24 protein-coding genes and 1 pseudogene are annotated in these 23,185 nt (G+C 43.7%); 11 read left to right on the top strand and 14 right to left on the bottom strand.

Annotation, left to right across the window (positions count from 1 at the left end):
• Positions 1-403 precede the first annotated feature (403 nt).
• From GA520_RS21865 to GA520_RS21840, 6 genes are all read right to left on the bottom strand, one after another.
• Positions 404-937, bottom strand: coding sequence for a hypothetical protein (locus GA520_RS21865; RefSeq protein ID WP_163340581.1), 534 nt, complete (start codon positions 935-937; stop codon positions 404-406).
• Entirely contained in the window at positions 927-1,643 is a 717-nt protein-coding gene (locus tag GA520_RS21860) for an RHS repeat-associated core domain-containing protein (protein ID WP_240910265.1), read from the bottom strand. Before GA520_RS21860 ends, GA520_RS21865 begins: the two co-directional genes overlap by 11 nt.
• A 418-nt stretch (positions 1,644-2,061) precedes the next feature.
• Positions 2,062-3,117 carry an IS630 family transposase gene (locus GA520_RS21855; protein WP_304511263.1) on the bottom strand — a complete coding sequence of 352 codons (1,056 nt, stop codon included), beginning with the start codon at positions 3,115-3,117 and terminating at the stop codon, positions 2,062-2,064.
• A 358-nt stretch (positions 3,118-3,475) separates the two neighbouring features.
• Positions 3,476-4,252: an RHS repeat-associated core domain-containing protein gene (locus GA520_RS21850; protein WP_163341226.1), complete on the bottom strand. Its 777-nt coding sequence runs from the start codon at positions 4,250-4,252 to the stop codon at positions 3,476-3,478.
• 200 nt (positions 4,253-4,452) lie between these two features.
• Entirely contained in the window at positions 4,453-4,818 is a 366-nt protein-coding gene (locus GA520_RS21845; protein ID WP_163341216.1) for a hypothetical protein, read from the bottom strand.
• A 41-nt stretch (positions 4,819-4,859) separates the two neighbouring features.
• On the bottom strand, positions 4,860-5,690 hold the full coding sequence (locus tag GA520_RS21840) for an RHS repeat-associated core domain-containing protein (RefSeq protein ID WP_304511260.1): 831 nt from the start codon (positions 5,688-5,690) through the stop codon (positions 4,860-4,862).
• Between the two features lie 544 nt (positions 5,691-6,234).
• Between GA520_RS21840 and GA520_RS21835 the strand changes: the two genes are divergently transcribed.
• Positions 6,235-7,371: an IS4 family transposase gene (locus tag GA520_RS21835; RefSeq protein WP_304511262.1), complete on the top strand. Its 1,137-nt coding sequence runs from the start codon at positions 6,235-6,237 to the stop codon at positions 7,369-7,371.
• A gap of 32 nt (positions 7,372-7,403) precedes the next feature.
• Here the strand turns inward: GA520_RS21835 and GA520_RS21830 are convergent, their stop codons facing one another.
• The 7 genes and pseudogenes from GA520_RS21830 to GA520_RS21805 all read right to left on the bottom strand — a co-directional run bounded on the left by GA520_RS21830 (position 7,404) and on the right by GA520_RS21805 (position 16,793).
• Positions 7,404-8,096 carry a hypothetical protein gene (locus GA520_RS21830; protein WP_163341225.1) on the bottom strand — a complete coding sequence of 231 codons (693 nt, stop codon included), beginning with the start codon at positions 8,094-8,096 and terminating at the stop codon, positions 7,404-7,406.
• A 32-nt stretch (positions 8,097-8,128) separates the two neighbouring features.
• On the bottom strand, positions 8,129-8,812 hold the full coding sequence (locus tag GA520_RS21825) for an RHS repeat-associated core domain-containing protein (RefSeq protein WP_163341222.1): 684 nt from the start codon (positions 8,810-8,812) through the stop codon (positions 8,129-8,131).
• A gap of 356 nt (positions 8,813-9,168) precedes the next feature.
• Positions 9,169-9,564 carry a DUF6334 family protein gene (locus GA520_RS21820; RefSeq protein WP_163341108.1) on the bottom strand — a complete coding sequence of 132 codons (396 nt, stop codon included), beginning with the start codon at positions 9,562-9,564 and terminating at the stop codon, positions 9,169-9,171.
• Between the two features lie 6 nt (positions 9,565-9,570).
• Complete coding sequence (locus GA520_RS21815) at positions 9,571-10,032, bottom strand: hypothetical protein (RefSeq protein ID WP_240910282.1); 462 nt, start codon at positions 10,030-10,032, stop codon at positions 9,571-9,573.
• A gap of 78 nt (positions 10,033-10,110) precedes the next feature.
• Positions 10,111-10,248: pseudogene (locus GA520_RS27315) on the bottom strand (RHS repeat-associated core domain-containing protein); the annotation flags it as partial.
• A 751-nt stretch (positions 10,249-10,999) separates the two neighbouring features.
• The gene (locus tag GA520_RS21810; RefSeq protein WP_163341105.1) at positions 11,000-16,099 is read right to left on the bottom strand and encodes an RHS repeat-associated core domain-containing protein; all 5,100 of its coding nucleotides are present in this window, start codon (positions 16,097-16,099) and stop codon (positions 11,000-11,002) included.
• Between the two features lie 445 nt (positions 16,100-16,544).
• Positions 16,545-16,793 carry a hypothetical protein gene (locus GA520_RS21805; RefSeq protein ID WP_163341098.1) on the bottom strand — a complete coding sequence of 83 codons (249 nt, stop codon included), beginning with the start codon at positions 16,791-16,793 and terminating at the stop codon, positions 16,545-16,547.
• Between GA520_RS21805 and GA520_RS27310 the strand changes: the two genes are divergently transcribed.
• The 8 genes from GA520_RS27310 to GA520_RS21775 all read left to right on the top strand — a co-directional run bounded on the left by GA520_RS27310 (position 16,746) and on the right by GA520_RS21775 (position 21,232).
• Entirely contained in the window at positions 16,746-16,862 is a 117-nt protein-coding gene (locus GA520_RS27310; RefSeq protein WP_370362730.1) for a hypothetical protein, read from the top strand. The genes GA520_RS21805 and GA520_RS27310 overlap by 48 nt on opposite strands.
• 21 nt (positions 16,863-16,883) lie before the next feature.
• A complete protein-coding gene (locus GA520_RS21800; RefSeq protein ID WP_163341100.1) occupies positions 16,884-17,405 on the top strand; it encodes a hypothetical protein in 522 nt (173 codons plus the stop codon).
• 151 nt (positions 17,406-17,556) lie between these two features.
• The gene (locus tag GA520_RS21795; protein WP_205749431.1) at positions 17,557-18,129 is read left to right on the top strand and encodes a hypothetical protein; all 573 of its coding nucleotides are present in this window, start codon (positions 17,557-17,559) and stop codon (positions 18,127-18,129) included.
• Positions 18,041-18,427 (top strand): hypothetical protein, encoded by a 387-nt coding sequence (locus tag GA520_RS21790; RefSeq protein WP_163341153.1) that lies wholly within the window; start codon positions 18,041-18,043, stop codon positions 18,425-18,427. Before GA520_RS21795 ends, GA520_RS21790 begins: the two co-directional genes overlap by 89 nt.
• Entirely contained in the window at positions 18,424-19,887 is a 1,464-nt protein-coding gene (gene istA, locus GA520_RS21785) for an IS21 family transposase (RefSeq protein WP_163341155.1), read from the top strand. Before GA520_RS21790 ends, istA begins: the two co-directional genes overlap by 4 nt.
• Positions 19,880-20,626 carry an IS21-like element helper ATPase IstB gene (gene istB / locus GA520_RS21780; RefSeq protein WP_163341158.1) on the top strand — a complete coding sequence of 249 codons (747 nt, stop codon included), beginning with the start codon at positions 19,880-19,882 and terminating at the stop codon, positions 20,624-20,626. Before istA ends, istB begins: the two co-directional genes overlap by 8 nt.
• Before the next feature lie 52 nt (positions 20,627-20,678).
• Positions 20,679-20,855 carry a polymorphic toxin type 8 domain-containing protein gene (locus GA520_RS27305; RefSeq protein ID WP_205749439.1) on the top strand — a complete coding sequence of 59 codons (177 nt, stop codon included), beginning with the start codon at positions 20,679-20,681 and terminating at the stop codon, positions 20,853-20,855.
• Positions 20,855-21,232 carry a DUF2750 domain-containing protein gene (locus GA520_RS21775; RefSeq protein ID WP_163341256.1) on the top strand — a complete coding sequence of 126 codons (378 nt, stop codon included), beginning with the start codon at positions 20,855-20,857 and terminating at the stop codon, positions 21,230-21,232. The genes GA520_RS27305 and GA520_RS21775 overlap by 1 nt, the downstream gene beginning before the upstream one ends.
• Positions 21,233-21,476: 244 nt before the next feature.
• On the opposite strand, the gene GA520_RS21770 is transcribed toward GA520_RS21775, so the two are convergent.
• Positions 21,477-21,686 carry a hypothetical protein gene (locus GA520_RS21770; protein ID WP_304511261.1) on the bottom strand — a complete coding sequence of 70 codons (210 nt, stop codon included), beginning with the start codon at positions 21,684-21,686 and terminating at the stop codon, positions 21,477-21,479.
• Positions 21,687-21,731: 45 nt separating this feature from the next.
• Here GA520_RS21770 and GA520_RS21765 point away from each other — a divergent pair, with 45 nt between their 5' ends.
• Together GA520_RS21765 and GA520_RS21760 are read left to right on the top strand one after the other, a co-directional pair.
• Positions 21,732-22,415: an RHS repeat-associated core domain-containing protein gene (locus GA520_RS21765; RefSeq protein ID WP_163341222.1), complete on the top strand. Its 684-nt coding sequence runs from the start codon at positions 21,732-21,734 to the stop codon at positions 22,413-22,415.
• A gap of 32 nt (positions 22,416-22,447) precedes the next feature.
• Complete coding sequence (locus GA520_RS21760) at positions 22,448-23,140, top strand: hypothetical protein (protein WP_163341225.1); 693 nt, start codon at positions 22,448-22,450, stop codon at positions 23,138-23,140.
• The last annotated feature ends 45 nt before the right edge of the window (positions 23,141-23,185 follow it).

Below are 23,185 nucleotides of genomic sequence, written 5' to 3'. Positions count from 1 at the left end.
ACCAAGCCCATCATAGGCATAAAACAGCTGCCGACCTTCAGGACGGTTCTGGTATCTGTCATTATTCCCCTGAGAGATGGTATATTTCTGCTGAGTAACGATCCGACCGTTTGCACGATAATAGGCCGTTATGGTGATTTTAGCGAGAAGTCACTTGTGGTGTAAATGATTTGCAGAAGGGCAAAGAATTACAATCAGCTATCTTCACCATGAAACTGAAGAAATAAGGCAATGTTTTGTCGGCGGGAAGGGCTTTGAGGCTTCGTGCGACCAAATAACGTATCCCTTAACCAACTTTCAAGGTATATGTTGCTATGTGAAATGCCAACACTCCCTCACATAAAAAAAGGAAGTGTCGACATAATGTTCTAAACACACGGAATAACAACTAAATAATCAAGTATCATTCAAAATACTTACGTACTTTGGGAGTAAAGGTATAGGTTGCTTCAGTACTGATGTCTTCTCGTTCAGAAGTAGAAAGTTTATTTTGCAGCTTCAAAGAAACACTTTTCACTTTTGAAGGTCTCTCAATTTGAAACTTATTAGATTGTACATGACAGTAATAATACCCTAAAGGTTCATCCCAATTAGATTGGCATTGAAGATTGTTATCAAATAATTGTTTAATGCCAGTATTTTTACCATCAACTGCTACCTGGGCGTTGACAATTTTAAGATATAAAAGGCTTTGAGGTGAGAAGACGTCAATCCTAATATGATAATAATCATCAGTTTCTTTGCCATGTCTTATCGATGGAATAATAACTATATTTCCAAATTTATATTTCGATTCCAATTCCTTACTGATATCTGCAGGGATAGCTCTTTCTCTCAAATCAGGGCTGACAAAATCAGTAATAGAATGAAATTTACAGCCTCCAGTTACAAGAATAAAATAGACTATTGGAACCCACTTAATACATTTATTTTTCATTGCAATTATCATCTCCTCTAACATTACCACCGGCATAGTAGGGAGCCATATCAGCTATGAAATGCCCAAGCCCTTGAGTTGCAGCTTCTATCAACCCAATGGTATCTCTAATCTCATTGAGATCTGGTGGGTTCATGTAATTATAAGTACCTTCCAAACAAGGATCTGTTACTAATTCCCCTGTTGCACCGTCATATATAGCTTCTCGCCCATCGGAGTTGACAAATTTAGATTCTGGGTAAGCGTCCCCATTATCATGATATACATTCATGCTATCTGGCATTCTCTTCCATTCTGATCCAGCTTTTTCAGCATCAGCTATGGTAGCAGGGAGATTTTTGTTCAGGCTCTTCCTGTCTTCAAAATGAAACTCTGATAGTTTTTGACCAATGGGTTTTAAGGTAGATTTTATATCTGACCATAACTGCCCAAAGATTCCATCTTCGTTGTTGTTTGCATCTTGTAGACTACCTTCGGAGCGCGTGTCATCCATCCCTTCGGAGTCAGCAAACAAGCCTAGTACATCCAGGAGGTTCACAGGGTTGTTTCTTACATATTGGTACAAGTTAACTCCACCAATCATTCCAATTGGATCAGTAGTTGTCCAAACACCCACCTCTGCATCATACTTCCTGAAATGAAAGTGATACAAGCCGCTTTCAGGATCTAACAGCTGTCCGGTAAAAGCATAGTGATTATCAGACAGATCTCCAACCAGTACCTCACCAAAAGCATCATACTGATACCGAGTCTTCAGTTTGCCCTGGTGATTGGAAAGTGCCGCAACACTACCAAGTCCATCATAAGCATAGAACAGCTGCCGACCCTCAGGACGATTCTGGTATCTGTTGTTCCCCTGAGAGACGTTATATTTCTGTTGAGTAACTATCCGACCGTTTGCACGATAATAGGCCGTAATTGCATATTCCGCCAGGATGTTCTGGAAGATGTGGTATTGTTAGGAAATTGAATAAAATACTACGCTGTTATTGAGTAAAAATAGGCATCTTGTCAGTGACGGAAACGTCTATTAGCTTAGTAGGCTTTCAATCTAACACTCAAAACATCTAGTTGGTTGGAGCTATTACAGGTAAAGCAAAAAGGGGGCAATATTAATCCGAACGTTAATCAGTAGACACAATCGTATACTTTGTCCACGGATGCTGAAAGAATGATTTTACTGTCTCTGGTCTGCGTTGGAGCGAGCGCATGACCTTCATGACTCTTTTATACAGATCCCATGCATTGGTGGTGGTTTGACGACCAATTTTATGGTTCTTAAGATAATTCCAAACGTGCTCATCAGGATTCAACTCTGGTGCGTAGGGTGGCAGAAAGAAGATTTTCAACTTCCCATTGGTGCTCTCTACAAATTTACGAACCTCATTCGAACGATGAACAGAGCTGTTGTCGAGAATCAGAAAAACCGGCCTTTTCACCCCGATAATAAGGCGCTTCAGGAATTCAATAAAAACGGAAGAATTTACACTGTCTTCCGTGGCCATAAACTTCATTGCACCACGAGGGTTGATTGCAGAGATCAAATTAACTTTATGCCTAGATCCTGTGGTTTTAACCACAGGCGTTTTCCCCTTTGGGGCCCAAGTCGTACCGGAATGGTAATCAGAACGGACTGTCGACTCATCACCAAAGAATATTTCAGCCTTCTCCTTCTTTGCAAGCTTCTTGATTTCCTTAAAGTCTTCCGCCATCCATTTCAGAACAAGGTATTCATCCTGCTGATACGACTTTCTTTGTGGCCGTTGGGGGCTCAGCCCAAGTTTTCTCAACAAACGACCTACAGAAACCTCACTCATGCTGACTCTAAATCTTCGCTTTATGAGTTCCTGCACCATGCCACGTGTCCAAAGCGCAAATTCAAATTTGAGTTGGCGAGGATCTACCCCAACAATAATTCGATACAGTTTTTGAAGCTGCTTTCCGTTAAGTTTTGGCTGTTTTCCAGGGGCTTTCTTACTGCGAAGAGCATCAAGACCACCTTCTCGATATTTCGCAAGCCATTCATAGATAACGGTTCTAGTAAATCCAAGGGCCTTTATAACTACTTCAGGGCTCTCTCCTGCTTCTACACGCTGTACAGCCCTTATTCTTATAGCTTCAAGGGCTTCTCGGTTAATTTTCCTTCCATCTTCAATATTCATGGATGGAGTATAACACATGTCTACTGATTAATGAGCGGATTAATACCAAATTTGTCTCCCTTTCACTTATTTTCTATAGGTTACCTTTAGCTTATGAAAAAACAAATGCAATAAACAACATGAGTAAAGGCGGAATTGGCAATATTAATATCGAATAATACCTCATTTTTCTACTAAGAGTAGGCAGTTTTAAAAAAGAATATATAAAGACATACCCATAAGCTGCCAAACATATTACATAATCTAACGCTTTGTTACTAAGCCCAATCAACTCAAACAAAATTCGCAGCGTAATGAGTGTTGAACAGATAGCAATTATAAAGAATATGAATTGGGTGAAGTATAATTCGTATTTTTGAATTTTTGATGTCATTCGCTATTCACACTCAATGTCTTTTTTTTCTATCAAATCAGGCACACCATTAAGATTCCTATCCCAATCCGGTAATGTCGCATCTCCCAAAGTTGTCGGATGAAGCATGTCCCAGACTACAGCCATGACTGTACTACCAACAACACCACCAACCGTTGATAATGCTGATGGGCTGAGAGGTTCTGGCATACTTGTGAAATGATCAATCACTTTGAAAACAACATGTTTATCCAAAACATTTATTGTCTTTTGCAATAGGCTTCTACTACCTAGCCTTACTGATGTAGTGTACTTCGCAAACTTGTCCCAGTTGACTGCTAAGCCAACAAATAGTGTGTCAAGGAGACCAGAGGTTAAACTACTATCAGTGTCACCAAAAGATTCGCCATACCCTTCTTGTCTTTCACTATACCCTTCATGGCTTCCAAATTCATCTCCTTCACCGACAGCTGAATTTCCGCCACCAGTCGTCAAACCAAGGATATCTACATGGTTGATAGGGTTATTACGAACATATTTATAAAGGTTAGGTCCGTCAAAAATCACCCCAATCGGATCTTTAGCAGTCCAAACACCCACCTCAGCATCATACTTCCGGAAATGGAAGTGATACAGATTGCTCTCCGGATCTAACCACTGTCCGGTAAAGGCATAAGGGTTGTCAGACAGATCTCCGGCCAACACTTCACCGAAAGCATCATACTGATACCTGGTTTTCAGTTTGCCCTGGTGGTTAGAAAGAGCCGCAACGCTACCAAGCCCATCATAAGCATAGAACAATTGCTGTCCTTCAGGGCGGTTTTGGTAGCTGTTATTATTACCCTGAGAGACGTTATATTTCTGCTGAGTAAGGAGCCGACCGTTTGCACGATAATAGGCCGTTAGTTACTTTGCAACCAGTGGAGGGGGTTATCTAGTGAATGGTATCAAAAGAGGCTGCCCTTCAGTGAAGAGCAGGTTCAAAAGTTAAGTATCTGCTTTTAATCATATCTGACAGACTCTATAGTTTTTATAACTTTAGAGTTTTTATCAAACCTTACGACTCTTACTAACCAAGCCCAGTCGCCCCATTCGCTTTTCCCATCATTAGAGAAATACCAATCCTCAGCACCTTCATCTTCTAGGACATTCTTGGTAAAAGGCTCACCGAGTAGTTCTATTATGTATTCCTCTGACATACCAGGTTCAATAGAAGAGAATTTACTTTCATCATAACCAGGAGAAAACTGTGTATCAATTGTGGGATTCCACCAACAGTATGTTTCAAAGCCCAAAAGAGCGTACCCAATCAAGGCAATGGTTACGATAGCAAACAATATGCTGTAGTAATGCTTACGCTTTATCATGGAATAGACCTACTTAAAATTCGAAAAGCAAAGGGTTGTCCTTATAGCACAACTTCACCAGTCGGCTCATCAGGTGTAGAGGTAGATTCATTTGCTTCATTGAGTCCTGAACAACTTTCGAACAAGTTGTCCCATCCATAATCGGGAGGAGTGTCTTTATGTCGCTCTTCTAAAAACTCTTCATCTTTCTTGCCGCCTGGACCCATCTCATTCAGAAAGTCCGGTCCGTATAAGTCTACTCCGCCATCATCTACTGTAATATCGCCTCGCCCGAATGGACCAAATGTTTTGGTAACCTCCCATTTTCCCTTTTCACCCTCTGCACAGATGCCATCAATAGCATCATCATACACTCCTCCATTTGGTTCTACTTTTGTAGATTCAGATGTCGTTTCAGGCTTTACGTATACAGGACTAGAGCTATTATTAGTAACCTTTAATCCCAGTAAATCTTTTTGGTTAACCGGGTTATTTTCTACATATTTATAGAGATTAATCCCACCATTTACTCCAATCGGATCAGTAGTTGTCCAAACCCCAACTCCAGCATCATATTTCCTGAAGTGGAAATGATACAGATTACTCTCCGGATCTAACCGCTGCCCGGTAAAAGCATACGGATTATCAGACAGATCTCCGGCCAGAACCTCACCAAAGGCATCGTACTGATACCTGGTCTTCAGTTTACCCTGATGGTTGCTGAGAGCTGCCACACTCCCAAGTCCATCATAGGCATAATACAGCTGCCTACCGTCAGGACGATTCTGGTACCGGTTGTTGTTACCCTGGGAGACATTATACTGCTGCTGCGTGACGATACGACCATTTGCACGATAATAGGCCGTTATCTTATTGTTCTTGTTTACGGTCACCACCTACATAACTTTGCGAAGGGATGGCGGGTGGACGGTTATGCAATATCGACAGAGAGGGGAATGGTCTATATGGCTACTCCCCTATTTTCGTCATTTTACGATGATATTGTGGAGCTGTCCCATGCCTTGAAAAACCCAATTTTTTTTGAGCGAAGCGAAAAATACACCCAAAGAATGTTGTATTAACTGTGTCATATTAGCATGTTGAGAGGATGGGAATGGATGGTTTTGCCAGAAACGTCAAAAACCTGCAACAATTACGATGGGAACGTGGGAAAAATGTCCAAAACACTGGAAATCTTGCTATGGCTAATTCGGCAAAAATTACGATAAGCGTTTGGTGCGTAACAACTATGGGGGCATTTACAAAAAAATAGAGTCAGTTCCCACACAGGGGAACTGACTCTAAAGTTAGTTACACCAAAAGGGTCACTGCTGTCCCATAAATAGTTATGTAAATACAGATAAATAAAGGCCCGGAGAGCTCCTTGTGTTATAATGAAAGTGCGAATTAACATTTAAATACAAGGAGATCCGAGCCATGGCACATTATAACACAATACTCAATCAAATAGCCTCATTTTTACCGAGACATGATTTTGAAAAGCTTGCCCAAAAACATCATCAGGGACATAAGTTTCGCTCCTATAGCCGTTGGAGCCAATTTATGGCAATGACCGTTGCTCAACTTACCGGCAGGAAGAGTCTGCGAGATCTGGTTAGTAACTTAGCTGCAAAGGGTAAGCGCATCTATCACCTCGGCATGAAGCAAACAAGCAGGACTACACTTGCGCGGGTGAATGAACAACAACCACATGAACTTTATCAGGAGATGTTTTTTAAGCTTTTACGGACGTGTGAGGAGCATGCTCCTAAACATCGGTTTAAATTTAAAGGGAAAATTCTCCTCTTGGATGCTACGACCATCAATCTCTGCCTTACTGTATTTCCATGGGCCACATATCGCAAAACCAAGGGAGCAATCAAGTTAAATTTTGGCCTTGATGCAGATGGCTACCTACCAGTATTCATGGATATGACCGAGGGTAAAAGACACGAAATTGAATTGGCCAGAGCACTCAAACTTCCAGCTGGCTCATGTGTCGTTTTTGACCGCGGCTATACAGACTACAGTTGGTATGGTGATCTCGATAAAAGCAATATCACATTTGTTACAAGGCTAAAAAGCAATTCCGGTGCCTATCAATTTGGAAATAGGCGGAAACCTGATACCGAAGATGTCGTCTTGGATTGCAAAGTCAAACTCCCTGGGCATCAAGCCACCTTTCGCCAAGTAAATTATGTTGATCCGGAAACAGGTAAGGAATATCAATTCCTTACCAACTCAAAAAAGATAAAGGCTTCCGAAGTTGCAGCTATCTACAAAGAGCGTTGGCAGATCGAACTCTTTTTCAAATGGATCAAGCAAAACCTCAAGGTTAAAACCTTTCTTGGTACTTCACCAAATGCCGTACTCACTCAGCTGTGGATAGCATTGTGTGTATATTTACTGCTTTCCTATTTCAAGTTTATGGCAAAGTTCAGAGGATCGATTTCAGAGATCTTGAGAATATTGCAATTGAGTCTGTTTGAAAGAAGACCCTTATCTGATCTCCTTAGGCCGCCTGACAAAGTTCACCAAGAGACTAATTCTCCGCAACTTTTATTGTGGAATTAACTGTGGGACAGCAGTGCAAAAGGGTCAAACAATTATTTTCTATTGTTCTTTTTGATTTCCCGTAGAATAGAGTTAATAGAGGTTGGCTTGCCACTAATAATGAGCTCTTGCTCACCTCTTTTAGCAGTATGCCACTTTCCTTGATAAAAAACTGAAGTTTCACCCGTTTTGATATCATGTTTATAGTCTGCTTGACCATCCATGCCATAATCATCAACAATTTTGACAGGACTACCCGAAGAATCAAGCACAGTGTAACTTAGGTGATCCATGAGGCCATCGCCATCATAATCAACGACAAAGAGATAAGTATCCTTTTTATCTCTTTGTCTTAGCTCAATACCATTATCATTAGCCCCAAGGGCATTATGCCCTACTGCTACATTTCCAATGGTCGGATGAGATAAGGTTGCAATCAACGTTTCCCTGTTCAAATCCTCTTTCTTAAGAAGTGCACCTTTAAGAAAGGATTGATAATAGGATTCCAGGCGAAAACCGTTCGATTCATGGATATCAATATCTCTATATCTTGTTTTTACGCCCAAAGTGTTTGCAATTACTGTGTTCCCATCTATTTCAAAATTCATTGCCGTGCCATCTTCGGCAATTTTTGAAAATGACGTTACAGGATTACCATGTTCTTGGTTCTCCCCAGCTACTGCATACACCTGCTGTACGATGAAGATGATTCCACACAATGAAAGCAGGTAACTGATTATTTTCATAGGTATTCTCGAGAATTAGTTAAGTAAAGGTATTAGTTGAAAGCTTTATCCCAATTGAGATCTTCAAATTTAACATCAACTCCTCCACCCAAATTTTCCCAATTCTTATTTTCCCAATTTGTATTGGGAAGATATCCCGGCAGTCTATCATCGCAAGCAGGATTATCTTGGGCCCCTGGTTGTTGACATTGCCTCCATTGCTCATATCCTCGCTTCATAGCCTTGTATTGCTCTTTCTCGACTTCAAATGCAGCGTTGCCTAATCCAACGACAAGACCGGTGTTGCTTTTTGGCCCTTTTGCACCTCCAAAAAAGCCTTTTATAGCCTCGCCAACCGTTGAAACTGCATTACTGATTTGTTGTTTTATATCGCCAAGTTTATCTACAAGATTACCAAAAAAACCTTTGTCCTCTTCCTCCTCCGTGTCTTCCTCGCTTGTTGAGGGAGCATCGTCGTAATCTCCAGTATCATTAGATTCGTTGTCCTCTGACTCCTCACCACCAGTCAGACCGAGAAAATCAGCATGATTTATGGGATTGCTATTAACGTATTGGTACAAATTAACCCCGCCAATCACTCCAATCGGATCAGCTGTAGTCCATACACCCACCTCAGCATCATATTGTCTGAAATGGAAGTGATACAGATTGCTTTCCGGATCTAACCGCTGCCCGGTAAATGCATAAGGGTTGTCAGTCAGATCCCCGGTCAGCACCTCACCAAATGCATCATACTGATACCGGGTCTTCAGTTTACCCTGGTGATTGGAAAGAGCCGCAACACTCCCGAGTCCATCATAGGCATAAAACAGCTGCCGACCTTCAGGACGGTTCTGGTACCGGTTGTTATTACCCTGGGAGACATTATACTTTTGCTGAGTAACGATCCGGCCATTTGCACGATAATAGGCCGTTAGTTACTTGGTGAGCAGTAATACTATCGGCACGGGTTTTGAGATGTTGAAGTGATAAAACATTACTGTCTTTGACCAAACAAATGAGCTAAGACACCATTACTCTTAGCTCATTTCGACAGCACTGTAATTCGAATCAATCTCAATTCAATTTTATTTTACTCGTCAGTCAACACCCTCCTAATTGATATTCGCGAACCTATGGCCATTAGCTGTATAATTACAGGTGGTTCACTCACATTATTAGCAAATTCGAACTGAAGTGCATCTCTATAACCATTATTGTTCTCCATAAGCCAGAACCACCTGAGTGATCGATTAACAGCTTCATCAAAAAAATGGGTATCAAACTCTTTAATGGCGTTATCAATTGGACCTTGAGGGGTTACATTCAGCGTGTCATCTTGCTCATCTATATTTATGTATATACAGATGTCACTGAAACACAATTCAATACATACTATATCTGTTGGTAGATCTTTATGATGGAAATATCTTATCGATGAGAGCTTATGTCCTAATTCTACAATTTTATTTATCTCGCTTGTATTCATCTGATTTTACTTTCCACAGTATTTGCCGGCTTTTGAACTTGCCTGTTTAATCATTTTCATAGCAGTCTCAGCAGCAGGATCTTTGGTGGCTGCCATGTTGGCAATTTCGCCTACAGTTTTTTCTTTTAAATCTGTACTTAATTGGTCAACCTGGCTCTTTCCACCACCTCTCAATCTTATGGCTTCATCTGCTCGCATGTCTTTAAGATCTTGGAGGTTCCCAATTTTTCGCTTCCCTCCTCTTGTCAGTTTTACACCAGAAGTAACAACCTTTTTTGTTGTAGTTTTTAGACTTTGAATAGCGAGGGCAGGAGCAATACCTTCCCCGGTCGGTCCTCCTAATATAAAATCTACAGCCGTCAGTGCTACGCTTACAACATCAATAACAAAATCGGTAAAACCATAGCCATCATTACCACCATTTCCGTTAGCATCCTCAAGACTACCGGGTGAACGTGTATCATCCATACCATCAGCGTCAGCAAATAGGCCGATAACATCAATGAATGTGACAGGATTATTGTTCACATATTGGTATAGATTGGGACCATCAAAGACAATACCGCTTGGATCAGCAGTGATCCAAACACCAACTTCAGCATCATATTGTCTAAAATGAAAATGATACAGATTGCTTTCTGGATCTAACCGCTGCCCGGTAAAAGCATAGGGATTATCACTCAGATCACCAGAAAGTACCTCACCAAAAGCATCATACTGATACCGAGTCTTCAGTTTACCCTGGTGATTGGAAAGAGCTGCAACACTGCCAAGTCCATCATAGGCATAATACAGCTGCCGACCTTCAGGACGATTCTGGTATCGGTTGTTGTTACCCTGGGAAACGTTATACTTCTGCTGAGTTACGATCAGACCGTTTGCACGATAATAGGCCGTTATGGTGATTTTTAACGAACAAAAATATTTTTGAGAACTATTCTAGAATTAGAGAATGATTATGATCAGCTATGCCCTTTCGCTAGTACGAAAAAGTATGGAGATGTTATTAAGACTCCGGAAGCCTATTAGTTGTAATCTTTATACAAAAGAGCGAGCCAAGACTGCTGACAGTCTTAGCTCGCACTAGCTTGATACATTTAAAACTTTATACATATAATGAGGGAAACTATTATATGGCTATATATCTTTCACTTACATTTAATTAATGGAACAGTTACTACCCTGATCAATTCAAGTACCACAAACAGCAGTACGATCAATGGCCACAAGTTCCAATACCCAGACAGAAATATAAGTGCACCGCATACAATTAGAAGAATATAAGCTACAGCGGTATAAACCATTGTGATCCAAGGGTGCTGGACAAATTTCCCATTACAATTTTTGCAATTTATTGGAAAAAGAGTGCCATTATAAAATCGCTTGAATCCACAATTGTTTATTTCTCCACACTCAGGGCATTTAAAGTTTGTAATCATTTCTCTTTGCATCCATCATTTGGTCCACCGGCATCACCTCCCATTAAAGCCGCCCCCAGTTGCGCTGCAGTTTCTGCTGGATTTTCAACGGCCTCTTTAATATTTTGGTGGATTGCTTCTTTGCTATCTCCCATCATCGCACCAGCTGTAGTGGCGGCGGCGGCTGCCCATGCATAAGCCCCACCGTAACGTGATGCTGCCGCTCCAATAGCTAAACCTGTTGCGGCTCTTCCAGCAATCTTTGCTTTATTGTGGCTAGCGTAATTTTTCATTTCCTTTATAGCCATATTTCTCAAGGTAGGATTTCTCAATACTTCAAAGGCAATCTTATTAGCTATTTTTTCTTCGATTATGGCCTCAATTCTAGCTTTTTCTCCTAAAATCCCTGAACGTCGCATAGAATGAACCATAGCACGCTGAATACCAGTGAAATACGAGCCAACGCCTGCCCAAAAACCTTCAGACTCTCCATCTCCTTCTTTATCACTACCTGTAACATCGCTGTCATCACTACCATCCCCATTGTAGTTTGAAAGCCCTAAATAGTCTTTCAGATTAACAGGATTGCTTTGAACATACTGATAAAGATTAACCCCACCAATCACTCCAATCGGATCAGCAGTAGTCCAAACACCCACTTCAGCATCATATTTCCTGAAATGAAAATTATACAAATTGCTTTCAGGATCTAACCGCTGCCCGGTAAAAGCATAGGGATTGTCGGTCAGATCTCCAGCCAGTACTTCACCAAAAGCATCGTACTGATACCGGGTCTTCAGTTTACCCTGATGATTAGAAAGAGCTGCAACACTCCCGAGCCCATCATAGGCATAGAACAGCTGACGACCTTCAGGACGATTCTGGTACCGATTATTATGACCTTGGGAGACGTTGTACTTCTGCTGGGTGATGATCCGGCCGTTTGCACGATAATAGGCCGTTATCTTGTTGGCATTATTACCGGTAACTTCCTGCAATACTTCAAGTCCATCATAGAGGTACGCTGTTACGTCCTTTTGCTTATTACCCTGAGATTTGTAGATCCTCCGGTTCATGGCATCATAGCCATATACCGTTACATCGTTTTCCGGATCATTGAATTGTACCAGAAAATTATCAGAATTGTAAAAATATTGACTGGTTCCCGCTTCTCCCTGTTTGGTTACCCTGTTACCGTTGGCATCGTAACTATAGGTGATATCACCGGCCTGGACAAGTTGGTTGGCTTCGTTATACGAGTAATCTATTTTTGATATTTCATCTGATTTAGACAGTCTGTTTCCAGCTGCATCATATTCATAAGAAACGGAAGTGGGAACGACCTCAACCTGGTGGCCCTTTTTCTTACCTTTTCCTTTGGTGCTCCCATTATTTTTTACACCGCTGGCACCGGCAATCTCCGGATATTGAACATGAACAAGGCGATAGGCGGCATCATACTGATAGCTGGTAACGCCTGTTTCTTCAGTCATGGACAACTTGTTGCCCACATTATCGTACGTATATACAAATGAAGCCAGGACACCATCTTTGTCACTGGTGGTGATCATGGACTCAAGCCTGTTATCATTATTGTAGACTTGTACTGTTTGACTATTGTTTGGATAATCAATAGAGGTTACCCGACCCATGACATCATAGACATAGGAGGTAACTTTTCCTTCAGGATCGGTGAAGGCAATCAACCGGTTCTTCTCGTCATATCCATAGGAAAATGTACCATTATCCGGATCGATCATTGAGGTTCGGTTACCAAGGAGATCATACCCATAATCGATTCTACCGTTATAATAATCGGTTGTTGCTATAAGACGGCCACGTGCATCATACTCGCGGGATTCTGATGTCTCCTCATTAGCCATGCCAACCATGCGACCGGCAATATCATAGGTAAAGGACTTCTCGGTTCCGTCCTGATACACAACAGCGATTAACCGGTTGCGGCTGTCATAGCTGTAATCGATGCGCGTTCCATCAGGATTCTGTTTTCTGCTCAGATTTCCGATACCGTCATACCAGTAGTTGGTGGTATTCCCCAAAGCGTTTACCTGGGAAATCAGCCGGTTCATTCCATCATAGTTATAGGAGATAGGGTTTCCATTACCATCAGCCACCTGAATAATGTTACCTACAGGGTCATAACTTGCTGTGATGGTGGAACCTGTAGCATCAGTTTTACCGGTAGGCCGATTTGCGGCATCATAGGTAAAAGAGGTGATATTACCGTTTGCATCCTGCTCGGAAATCTTCAGTCCTTTTCCATCATAGGAGTAAACAGTTTCAAGATTGCCAGGAAAGGTGAGCTTTTGTACCAGACGATTCCTCGCATCATAACCAAACTCGACCCCTGTTTCGTTGGGAAAGGTCTTTTCCACCATATTCCCGGCACCATCATAAGAATAGCTGACGGTGTTTCCAAGAGGATCGGTTTCAGAGAGGATATTGCCGCGTCTGGAATACTCATAAGCTGTGGCATTGCCTAAAGCGTTTATCGTCCGGACCTTGCGTTGCAATTCATCGTATTCAAAGCGGGTTTCTGCACCTACCGGATCGATGGTGGACACCAGACTCCCAAGGTCGTTGTAGGTAAAGCTGGTGGTATTGCCGAGTTCATCACGAACAGAAGTTACCCTGCCAATGATATCCTGGGTGAGTTCACGACTGCTGCCATCCGCAAAGGTGGTGCTTACCAGTTGAGCAAGACCGTTATAGCCAAGGGTTGTTGTATTGCCATTTTCATCGGTCACGCTATCAGGAAGGCCAAACTCGTTGTACGAGATAGTCCTGCTTGTTCCGTCAGGATGTGATATCCCGATAAGGTTACCACTCCCATCATACGAAAAGGACCTGGTAAAGCCACGTGCATCAGTTACTGAAGAAACTTTGTTAAAACTGGACTCATAGGTGATCTCTGTTCTTTCACCAAGAGCATTCGTGGTTGCAGTTACATCGTTATTCTCATTGTAGTTGAGATAGGTAATGTTGCCGTTTTCATCATTGATAGCCACAACATTGTTTCTGCCATCATAGGCATAAGAGATTTCAGAACCATCTGGATAGAGGGTTCTTTCCAGCCTGTTACTCTCATTATAAACGTAGGTTGTAACCAATCCTCTACGGTCAGTGACTTTTGTGGTACGGTTCTCCGGATTATAGTTGTAAATGAAATTGAACCCTTCTTTATCTGTTTCAAGGGTCACCCTGGACTGTTCATCATAAACATAACTGTGAGCTGCACCTTGAGGATCGATACGGCTGATCACACGACCGGCATCATCATAGGTGTAGTTGTAAGCGTACCCCATGGGGTCGGTGTAGCTTACGAGCAGTGAGCCGTTATAGCTGTACTTATGCTCATGACCTTCCGGATCAACAACCAAGGAGATAAAACCATCTTCATTATAGGTAAATGTGGTTTTCCTACCGACTGCATCAGTGATCTCATCAAGTTTGTCACTGGTTCTGGCAAAGAGGTTTGTGTTGTTATTGGTGTCAACTGTTTTTGAAAGAAAGAAAATGCCTTTGCCATTGTGCAGAAACTCCCTCACCTCCTGATGCTTATTAACCAGTTTGAAACCGTTCTCTACAGCTATAATTTCATCGGTATAGCTGCCGTTATCAGATACCGGGAAGTAATGCCCCTCTTCATCTTCATTTTCCTGGAAGACGATAGGTGTTCCCTCTTCGGTGAAAATCTTTACATAGCCCGGACCAAAGTAAACTGTAGGATCTGCCGGATATGCATCAAGTGGATACCTCTCCTCTTCTTTTCTGGCTTCATCTGCTGCCTGGGCTGCATCGGCAATACGCTCCACCAGAATGACCTGTATCGCATCTTCTTTTTGCTCGATATCAGCTACGGCTTGCTCTGCGATTACAACATCTGCATCTGCTGCATCCGCTGTGGCGTTTGCCTGACTTAAGATAGCATTTGCCGATGAAAGCTTACTTCCAGCTGTAGTCAATGAGACATTAGCGCTTGCAGCGGCACTGGCCGCAGCTGCTGCATTGCTGTTTGCCTCATCGGTACCGGCTATACCTGCCTGACTGGAGGCCGTATTTGCTGCACTGTCAGCAGAACTTGCAGCACTGGCGATCGCATTATATTGAGCCTGGATCTGATTCCGTACCCCTGATATTTCACTCGCTTTGGCTCTGGCGTTCAGTGCTGCCTGTTGAGCTGTTTCCAGATTGTTCAGGGCGTCATTCATGGCCGCTACTGCCAGGTCTGCTAATCGCTGAGCTTCAGTCTGTAAATCTGCTGTCAGGATTTCACGCTCTTTGATATGCGGCTTACGACCGGCCACAACCTTGGTGTCGTAGTTAAAGAACCAGCTGGTACCAAATGAAGATACCAGATCTGTTTTATTACTGCGGAACTGCCGAGCAATGCGAATCACATCGTTGACAGACTTATAGCTGTAGTCTTCTTCATTGTAGGTCTCGAAACCACTGGCAACAAGAACCGGGTCACCTGTTGTACACCCTTGCGTCTGGGTATTCCGAACATTGGCGGCAACACGTTCAGCCACTGCTGTTGCGACCTGTTTTTCGATCATCGCCAGTCCCTGGGGACCGAGGGTCTGACCCTGAGCCAGGTACCCTGCAACAAGAGAAAGGGAACCCTGAATAGAGGTGAGAGAAGATGCGACTTGGCCACGATAATTGTTCAGGCTGGATTGGAGGCCTGCAAGACTGCTATACAGGTTATTTAAGGCCGCGAGTTGCGCTGCGGCATCACCTGCAAAACCTTGAGCACTTTGTAGTGCTGCAAGTACCGCGGCTATGGCATCTATTTGTTCCTGAGTGAGGCCACCTCCGCCTCCGGTGTTACCACCACCTCCGGTTGAGCCGTCGCACGCCTTCACGCATGTGCGGTAGGCTCCAGCCTTATCGTCACAGATAGTGGTGGTTCCTATGGAACAATCCTGAGTACTGGCATTGGTGTTGAGCCCAAGATCGGAGCATTTCAAATTACTCTCTATCCAGGAATACCCTCCACATTCGCTGTCCGCAAAGGCGAGACCCTTTATCGAAAATAGCATGCCCAAAAATAGACATAGCATAGTTAAAATAATCTTAATTTGACGTTTCATCCAAAACCCCTCTCCCATTTACTTTTTCTGGAACGAATTCTTATTTTGTGTAAGTGCCACCCTTTGCACCTTGAGATGATAAAAACATGACAGACAGCTTTATGACGGAAGGAAATGAGCAATAAATCCTGACCATTATGTATATATCTCATACACACATCAGTTTGTAGTCCTTGCAATTACCATACCGGCTTAGGGTGATAATCAAGATATAGTTGGGGAGCCCGATATCATAGCTGCTACTTTTTTTCTCAAAAAAAGAGAGTAATATCAGGATGTTTCATCATTACAAAATCGTAATTCATCACCGTAATCTGAATATTGAATTGGTAATTGCAGCGGGGGGGGTGCTTTAGAGGCTTCGGACCATCAAACCACCATATTGTGGCATGCCAACTTCATGGATCCGTTTGTCAGGAATGAACTTAAACTGGTCAAAAAGTAACTAACGGCCTATTATCGTGCAAACGGTCGGATCGTCACTCAACAGAAATATAACGTCTCCCAAGGTAACAACAACCGATACCAGAATCGTCCTGAAGGCCGGCAGCTGTTCTATGCTTATGATGGACTCGGCAGTGTTGCTACTCTCGCCAATCATCAAGGTAAACTGAAGACCCGTTATCAATATGATGCTTTTGGTGAGGTGTTGGCCGGAGATCTGGGAAGTAACCCTTATGCTTTTACCGGGCAACGATTAGATCCGGAGAGTAATCTGTACCACTTCCATTTCCGGAAATACGATGCGGAGGTGGGTGTTTAGACTACTGCTGACCCCATTGGAGTGATTGGCGGGGTTAACTTATATCAATACGTTAACAATAATCCTGTTAACTATTTCGACATCCTTGGATGGACGACAGGTGGAGGTTACTCTGCTCCTGGTGACACGGATGAATTTGGTAGTGAAGGGCATGCGGAAAGGCAAGAAGCATCCGATAATTCCTTTGATCATGACGAAGAAGAGTATGAGGAAGCCCTTAAGGAGATTGAAGTAGGAATAAATCAGACATATTCTGCTCTGGATAAGGCTGTTAATTTCGTTAAGGAAGTTATTAACTTAGCAGCAGCTTTTTTCTCTGACGGCTTGCTCAAAGGAGTTAATAAGCCTGGTAGGACTGGACGGCAAGCAAAGCTTAAGGCTTTGGCAAAAGATCCTAAGGTATCATCAGCAGATCGCGGTTGGATTCTAAATGAAATGCGGCATATTACGAATAAGAACAGGACATCTATACGTATGCCAGGTAATTCACGAAAATCTAAAGGATGTGGAAAAGTGTCAGCGGCGTTCTGGAACTACCCCTAACCGGGCGGCTTGAAAATACGTAATCCGTCTTCTTCGTTTTACTTCTCACCAAGTGTGTAACACTCTCTTCTTCCTGCTTCTTTTTCTTCCTTTTTTCTTACCTGTTACAGTTCAAAATCAGTAAACATATCCCTCAGGAGGACACAGGGATATGGCACGGTCACGACGACGGAAATGTAAGCATTGCCGGGAGTTATTCATCCCGGATCATCGTAACAGAAATAAGCAGCGCTACTGCTCCAAACCGGAATGCAGGGTGGCAAGCAAAGCTGCCGCCCAGGAGAAGTGGCTGCAAAAAGAGGAAAACAAAAACTACTTTCGGGGACCGGATAATGTCCGTCGTGTACAGGCATGGAGAGAGCACAATCCAGGGTACCGGCAAAAGCAGCGATTAAGACGAAATGCGTTACAAGATCACTCGTCTGGAAATAACAAAAGAAAACAAGAGGATAAGCCAAAGTTAACGAAAGAGCCGTTACAAGATCTCTTGACGAGCTATCCCATCGTACTTGTGGGCCTATTGGCACATTTTAGCGGTTCACTGTTACAAGATGACATTGTCCATACCGGCCTTCGTCTGCAACAATTGGGGCGGGATATTCTTACCGAACCATCAATAGATAAAGGAGGTCGTCATGACAGTAGAAAAACAACCCATACTTCCGCACATGATCCGCAGGGTGCCGGAACAGTTCAGCTGGCTGGATCACCGCCTGGTCCGTGAGAAGTACATCGATCAGCTCAGCCACCAGGCATCGGCGCTGTACTTGTTCCTGGTTACGGTCTCAGACAATCAGGGACTGAGTTATTACAGTGAGAAAACCCTGAGCAAGCGGCTCAACATGGACACTCTCAGCCTGGCGGAAGCCAGGAGTATTCTGGTGCAGCACCGCCTGGTCGCGTACCGGAAGCCGTTATACCAAGTGCTGGCCCTGGAACAGCCCAGAGAACTGGCGCAGACGGATTCCGAGGCAACTTCACTCGGACAGATCCTGCAGCAACTGGCGGGAGGGGTACGATGATAACGTACGAGCAGTACTGCCGGATAAAATCCTACAGGGAAGAAGGGTTGAAAGCGGGTCAGATCGCAGAAAAGCTTGCGCTTAACCCCCGTACCGTCTCCAAGTGGATGGAACGAAATGGCTACCAGCCAAGGTTACCGGGCCATCGGACAAGTAAACTCGACCCCTATAAATGCGACATCCTGTCCATGCTGGAGCGACACCCTTTTACCGCCGCCCAGGTTTTCCAAAAGATCAAGGATCAAGGTTTTGACGGAGGCTATACCATCGTCAAAGAGTATGTCCGGAAAGTCCGGCCGAAACGGCATAAGCCTTATCTGAAGCTGAGCTTTGGCCCAGGTGAGTGTGCACAGGTGGACTGGGGCTCTTATGGCTCCATTCGCGTTGGAAGCACCCGGAGGCGGTTAAGCTTTTTTGTCATGGTGCTCTGTCACAGCCGCATGATGTATGCGGAGTTTACCGTCTCCCAGACCATGGAGCACTTTCTCGGTTGCCATCAGCGTGCCCTGCAGTACTTCGGCGGCGTACCCGACAAAATCATGGTCGATAACCTCAAGTCGGCGGTGCTGAGAAGGGTCACCGGACAAGCCCCGGTATTCAACCCAAAGTATCTGGATTTTGCAAACTACTACGGCTTCACCATTGTTCCCTGTGGTGTCGGTAAAGGTAACGAGAAAGGCATCGTAGAGAATGCTGTCGGTTACATCAAGAAGAACTTCCTGGCGGGACTCGATCCCGGTGACTTCAAGACCGTAAATCCGGCCGCTGCCCACTGGCTCGCCAACATTGCCAACGTCAGAAACCATGGGGAAACACGGAAAAGACCGAAGGATATGTTCGCAGAGGAGCAGCTGTCCGGGTTGCCGTCCGAACCCTACGATATCGGTACGGTCTCCCAGATACGAGCAACCAGCCAGTTCCGCATAACCCTCGACACCAACCGTTATTCCGTCCCGGCGGAATATGCCGGAATCCGGCTGACGATGAAGACCTACCCGGACCGACTCTGCATCTATCATGACAACAAACTTATCGCCAGGCACACCAGAAGTTACGACAGGCATCAGGACATAGAGGATCCTGATCACCCGAAAGCACTGCTGCAACAGCGCCGTAAGGCTAAGGATCAGAAGGTCCTTATGCGCTTTCTGGCCCTGTCTTCACTCTCGGAACAGTACCACCAGGGGCTTGTCGAGAAAAACCTCAACACAATGCATCATATCAGGAAAATCGTCGGGTTATCGGAAATCTACTCGAAAGAGCGGGTGGCACGAGCCATGGCGGATGCCTTGGAGTTCCGGGCTTTCTCCTGTGACTATATCGCCAATCTCCTTGAGCAGAGAAAATACTTCACAGAACCACAGGGTGCCCTGCACCTGACCAGATCTTCCGACCTCCTGGATCTTGAACTCAAAGAGCCAAATATGGACGTGTACGCAAAGGGGAAAAAGGATGAATAGCAAACCGCAACACCTCACAGAGCAACTCGACTATCTCAAGCTGAGATTTATGGAAAACAATCACGAAGAACTTGCAGCGACGGCGGCCGGAAACGGTTGGAGCCACCAGGAATACTTTGAGCAACTTATCCGCGGGGAGACAGATCTGCGCTGGGACAATGCCATTCAGCGCCGGATCAGAATGGCTCGCTTCCCCGTCATTAAAACCCTCGATCAGTTCGAGTGGAACTGGCCGGAGCAAATCAACGAAATGCAAGTGAAGCACCTCTTCCGGCACAACTTTATTGCCGATAAAGCCAATGCCATCCTCCTTGGCGGCGTCGGCCTGGGTAAAACCCATCTTGCAACCGCTATCGGCTATGAAGCTTGCCTGCGTGGTTACTCCGTACTGTTTACTACGGCGGTTGATGTGATCAACACTTTGTCCGCTGCTCAAACAGGCGGACAACTGAAAACATGTCTAAAAAAATATCTCAAACCTTCCTTGCTGATACTCGACGAACTTGGGTACCTGCCAATAGATAAACGAGGAGCCGATCTGCTCTTCCAGGTGATCAGTAAACGGTATGAGAATGGAGCGATACTCATTACATCAAATCGGGCTTACAAGGACTGGCCGGCTATCTTCAATGATGATGCGACACTGACATCGGCAATGCTGGACAGACTCCTGCATCATGCGGATACGGTTGTTATTGAGGGGAAAAGTTACAGAATGAAGGCGCAGGTAGAAATGTAAAAAGGAAAGAACCAACCGTCGCCGGTGGTCGACTTACGGCGGCGGTTAAGTCGTGTTTAACGGCTGCACTTTCAAACCGCCGTTTCTTGGTACTTCGACGCCGCCGCTAACAGGAAAAGAGCTCGCCCATGCAAAAGGTAAGAGGGCAAAAGATGGGTATGGCTATGAACACTCAAATATTCAAGATGCTGATTTGCATAAGATAGAACACAAATATGAAGGATACTAATGCATAACAAAAAGCTAAAAAATATCCTTAGTTTTCCTGCAGCCAAGCGTTATAGTTATTTTATCGGCAAAGTTTGTGATTTTGAGGAGATCTGGGGGCTTCACGCAGATGGCTGGGCAATGGCTTCAAGTGATTCAGGGGAAAAGGCAATTCCTTTTTGGCCAGAGAAAGATTTCGCAGAGGTCTGTGCAAATGGCAGTTGGAGAGGCTACTCGCCAAAAGTCATCAAGTTAGAAGATTTTGCCAATAAGTGGATTCCCGGCATGGCTAAGGATGGGTGCATTTTAGCGATTTTTCCGACACCTGAAGATAAAGGAATCCTAATTAATCCAGATAAAGTTCTTAAAGACCTCGAGGAAGAATGCTCTCAGTATTAGATATAAGTGTCTGATATAAAATCATAATTACCATAATTTGAGAGCCAATACTGCAATTCTAATGTATTGGCTCTTAACAATTGAACGACAGTTTACTGCGTACTAACTGTTACGGGTTACCCATCGTAATTGGGGTAGATTTTGATGGTTTTGGCAAAAAGCATAAACTTGCATATTTATAACGAACTACTATGATGTGACCAATGGCAGTGTGCGCAACGTAACAAACTAACAGCGTATAATCTTAACCCTTCTTGCATTTTCGTTTACCCCAAAGATCCTCCTCGCTAAAACCACCATAACGGCCTATTATCGTGCAAATGGCCGGATCGTTACTCAGCAAAAGTATAATGTCTCCCAGGGTAATAACAACCGGTACCAGAACCGTCCTGAAGGTCGGCAGCTGTTTTATGCCTATGATGGACTCGGGAGTGTTGCGGCTCTTTCCAATCACCAGGGTAAACTGAAGACCCGGTATCAGTATGATGCATTTGGTGAGGTGCTGACCGGGGATCTGACTGACAACCCTTATGCATTTACCGGGCAGCGGTTAGATCCGGAAAGCAATCTGTATCACTTCCATTTCAGACAATATGATGCTGAGGTGGGTGTATGGACTACAGCTGATCCGATTGGAGTGATTGGCGGGGTTAATTTGTACCAATACGTTAATAGCAATCCCATAAATCATGCTGATTTTCTCGGTCTGACTGGTGGTGAGGAGTCAGAGGACAACGAATCTAATGATACTGGAGATTACGACGATGCTCCCTCAACAAGCGAGGAAGACACGGAGGAGGAAGAGGACAAAGGTTTTTTTGGTAATCTTGTAGATAAACTTGGCGATATAAAACAACAAATCAGTAATGCAGTTTCAACGGTTGGCGAGGCTATAAAAGGCTTTTTTGGAGGTGCAAAAGGGCCAAAAAGCAACACCGGTCTTGTCGTTGGATTAGGCAACGCTGCATTTGAAGTCGAGAAAGAGCAATACAAGGCTATGAAGCGAGGATATGAGCAATGGAGGCAATGTCAACAACCAGGGGCCCAAGATAATCCTGCTTGCGATGATAGACTGCCGGGATATCTTCCCAATACAAATTGGGAAAATAAGAATTGGGAAAATTTGGGTGGAGGAGTTGATGTTAAATTTGAAGATCTCAATTGGGATAAAGCTTTCAACTAATACCTTTACTTAACTAATTCTCGAGAATACCTATGAAAATAATCAGTTACCTGCTTTCATTGTGTGGAATCATCTTCATCGTACAGCAGGTGTATGCAGTAGCTGGGGAGAACCAAGAACATGGTAATCCTGTAACGTCATTTTCAAAAATTGCCGAAGATGGCACGGCAATGAATTTTGAAATAGATGGGAACACAGTAATTGCAAACACTTTGGGCGTAAAAACAAGATATAGAGATATTGATATCCATGAATCGAACGGTTTTCGCCTGGAATCCTATTATCAATCCTTTCTTAAAGGTGCACTTCTTAAGAAAGAGGATTTGAACAGGGAAACGTTGATTGCAACCTTATCTCATCCGACCATTGGAAATGTAGCAGTAGGGCATAATGCCCTTGGGGCTAATGATAATGGTATTGAGCTAAGACAAAGAGATAAAAAGGATACTTATCTCTTTGTCGTTGATTATGATGGCGATGGCCTCATGGATCACCTAAGTTACACTGTGCTTGATTCTTCGGGTAGTCCTGTCAAAATTGTTGATGATTATGGCATGGATGGTCAAGCAGACTATAAACATGATATCAAAACGGGTGAAACTTCAGTTTTTTATCAAGGAAAGTGGCATACTGCTAAAAGAGGTGAGCAAGAGCTCATTATTAGTGGCAAGCCAACCTCTATTAACTCTATTCTACGGGAAATCAAAAAGAACAATAGAAAATAATTGTTTGACCCTTTTGGTGTAACTAACTTTAGAGTCAGTTCCCCT

Origin of the sequence: Desulfopila sp. IMCC35008 (assembly GCF_010646885.2) — a bacterium.
GTDB lineage: Bacteria > Desulfobacterota > Desulfobulbia > Desulfobulbales > Desulfocapsaceae > Desulfopila.
This window is presented reverse-complemented; position numbering and strand designations above follow the sequence as displayed.

Bases quoted from the DNA above. Each gene is read 5' to 3' on its own strand.
- GA520_RS21865 (WP_163340581.1), bottom strand. From the start codon at position 937: ATGAAAAATAAATGTATTAAGTGGGTTCCAATAGTCTATTTTATTCTT.
- GA520_RS21855 (WP_304511263.1), bottom strand. From the start codon at position 3,117: ATGTGTTATACTCCATCCATGAATATTGAAGATGGAAGGAAAATTAAC.
- GA520_RS21845 (WP_163341216.1), bottom strand. From the start codon at position 4,818: ATGATAAAGCGTAAGCATTACTACAGCATATTGTTTGCTATCGTAACC.
- GA520_RS21835 (WP_304511262.1), top strand. From the start codon at position 6,235: ATGGCACATTATAACACAATACTCAATCAAATAGCCTCATTTTTACCG.
- GA520_RS21830 (WP_163341225.1), bottom strand. From the start codon at position 8,096: ATGAAAATAATCAGTTACCTGCTTTCATTGTGTGGAATCATCTTCATC.
- GA520_RS21820 (WP_163341108.1), bottom strand. From the start codon at position 9,564: ATGAATACAAGCGAGATAAATAAAATTGTAGAATTAGGACATAAGCTC.
- GA520_RS21815 (WP_240910282.1), bottom strand. From the start codon at position 10,032: ATGGATGATACACGTTCACCCGGTAGTCTTGAGGATGCTAACGGAAAT.
- GA520_RS21810 (WP_163341105.1), bottom strand. From the start codon at position 16,099: ATGAAACGTCAAATTAAGATTATTTTAACTATGCTATGTCTATTTTTG.
- GA520_RS21795 (WP_205749431.1), top strand. From the start codon at position 17,557: ATGGCACGGTCACGACGACGGAAATGTAAGCATTGCCGGGAGTTATTC.
- GA520_RS21790 (WP_163341153.1), top strand. From the start codon at position 18,041: ATGACAGTAGAAAAACAACCCATACTTCCGCACATGATCCGCAGGGTG.
- istA (WP_163341155.1), top strand. From the start codon at position 18,424: ATGATAACGTACGAGCAGTACTGCCGGATAAAATCCTACAGGGAAGAA.
- istB (WP_163341158.1), top strand. From the start codon at position 19,880: ATGAATAGCAAACCGCAACACCTCACAGAGCAACTCGACTATCTCAAG.
- GA520_RS21775 (WP_163341256.1), top strand. From the start codon at position 20,855: ATGCATAACAAAAAGCTAAAAAATATCCTTAGTTTTCCTGCAGCCAAG.
- GA520_RS21760 (WP_163341225.1), top strand. From the start codon at position 22,448: ATGAAAATAATCAGTTACCTGCTTTCATTGTGTGGAATCATCTTCATC.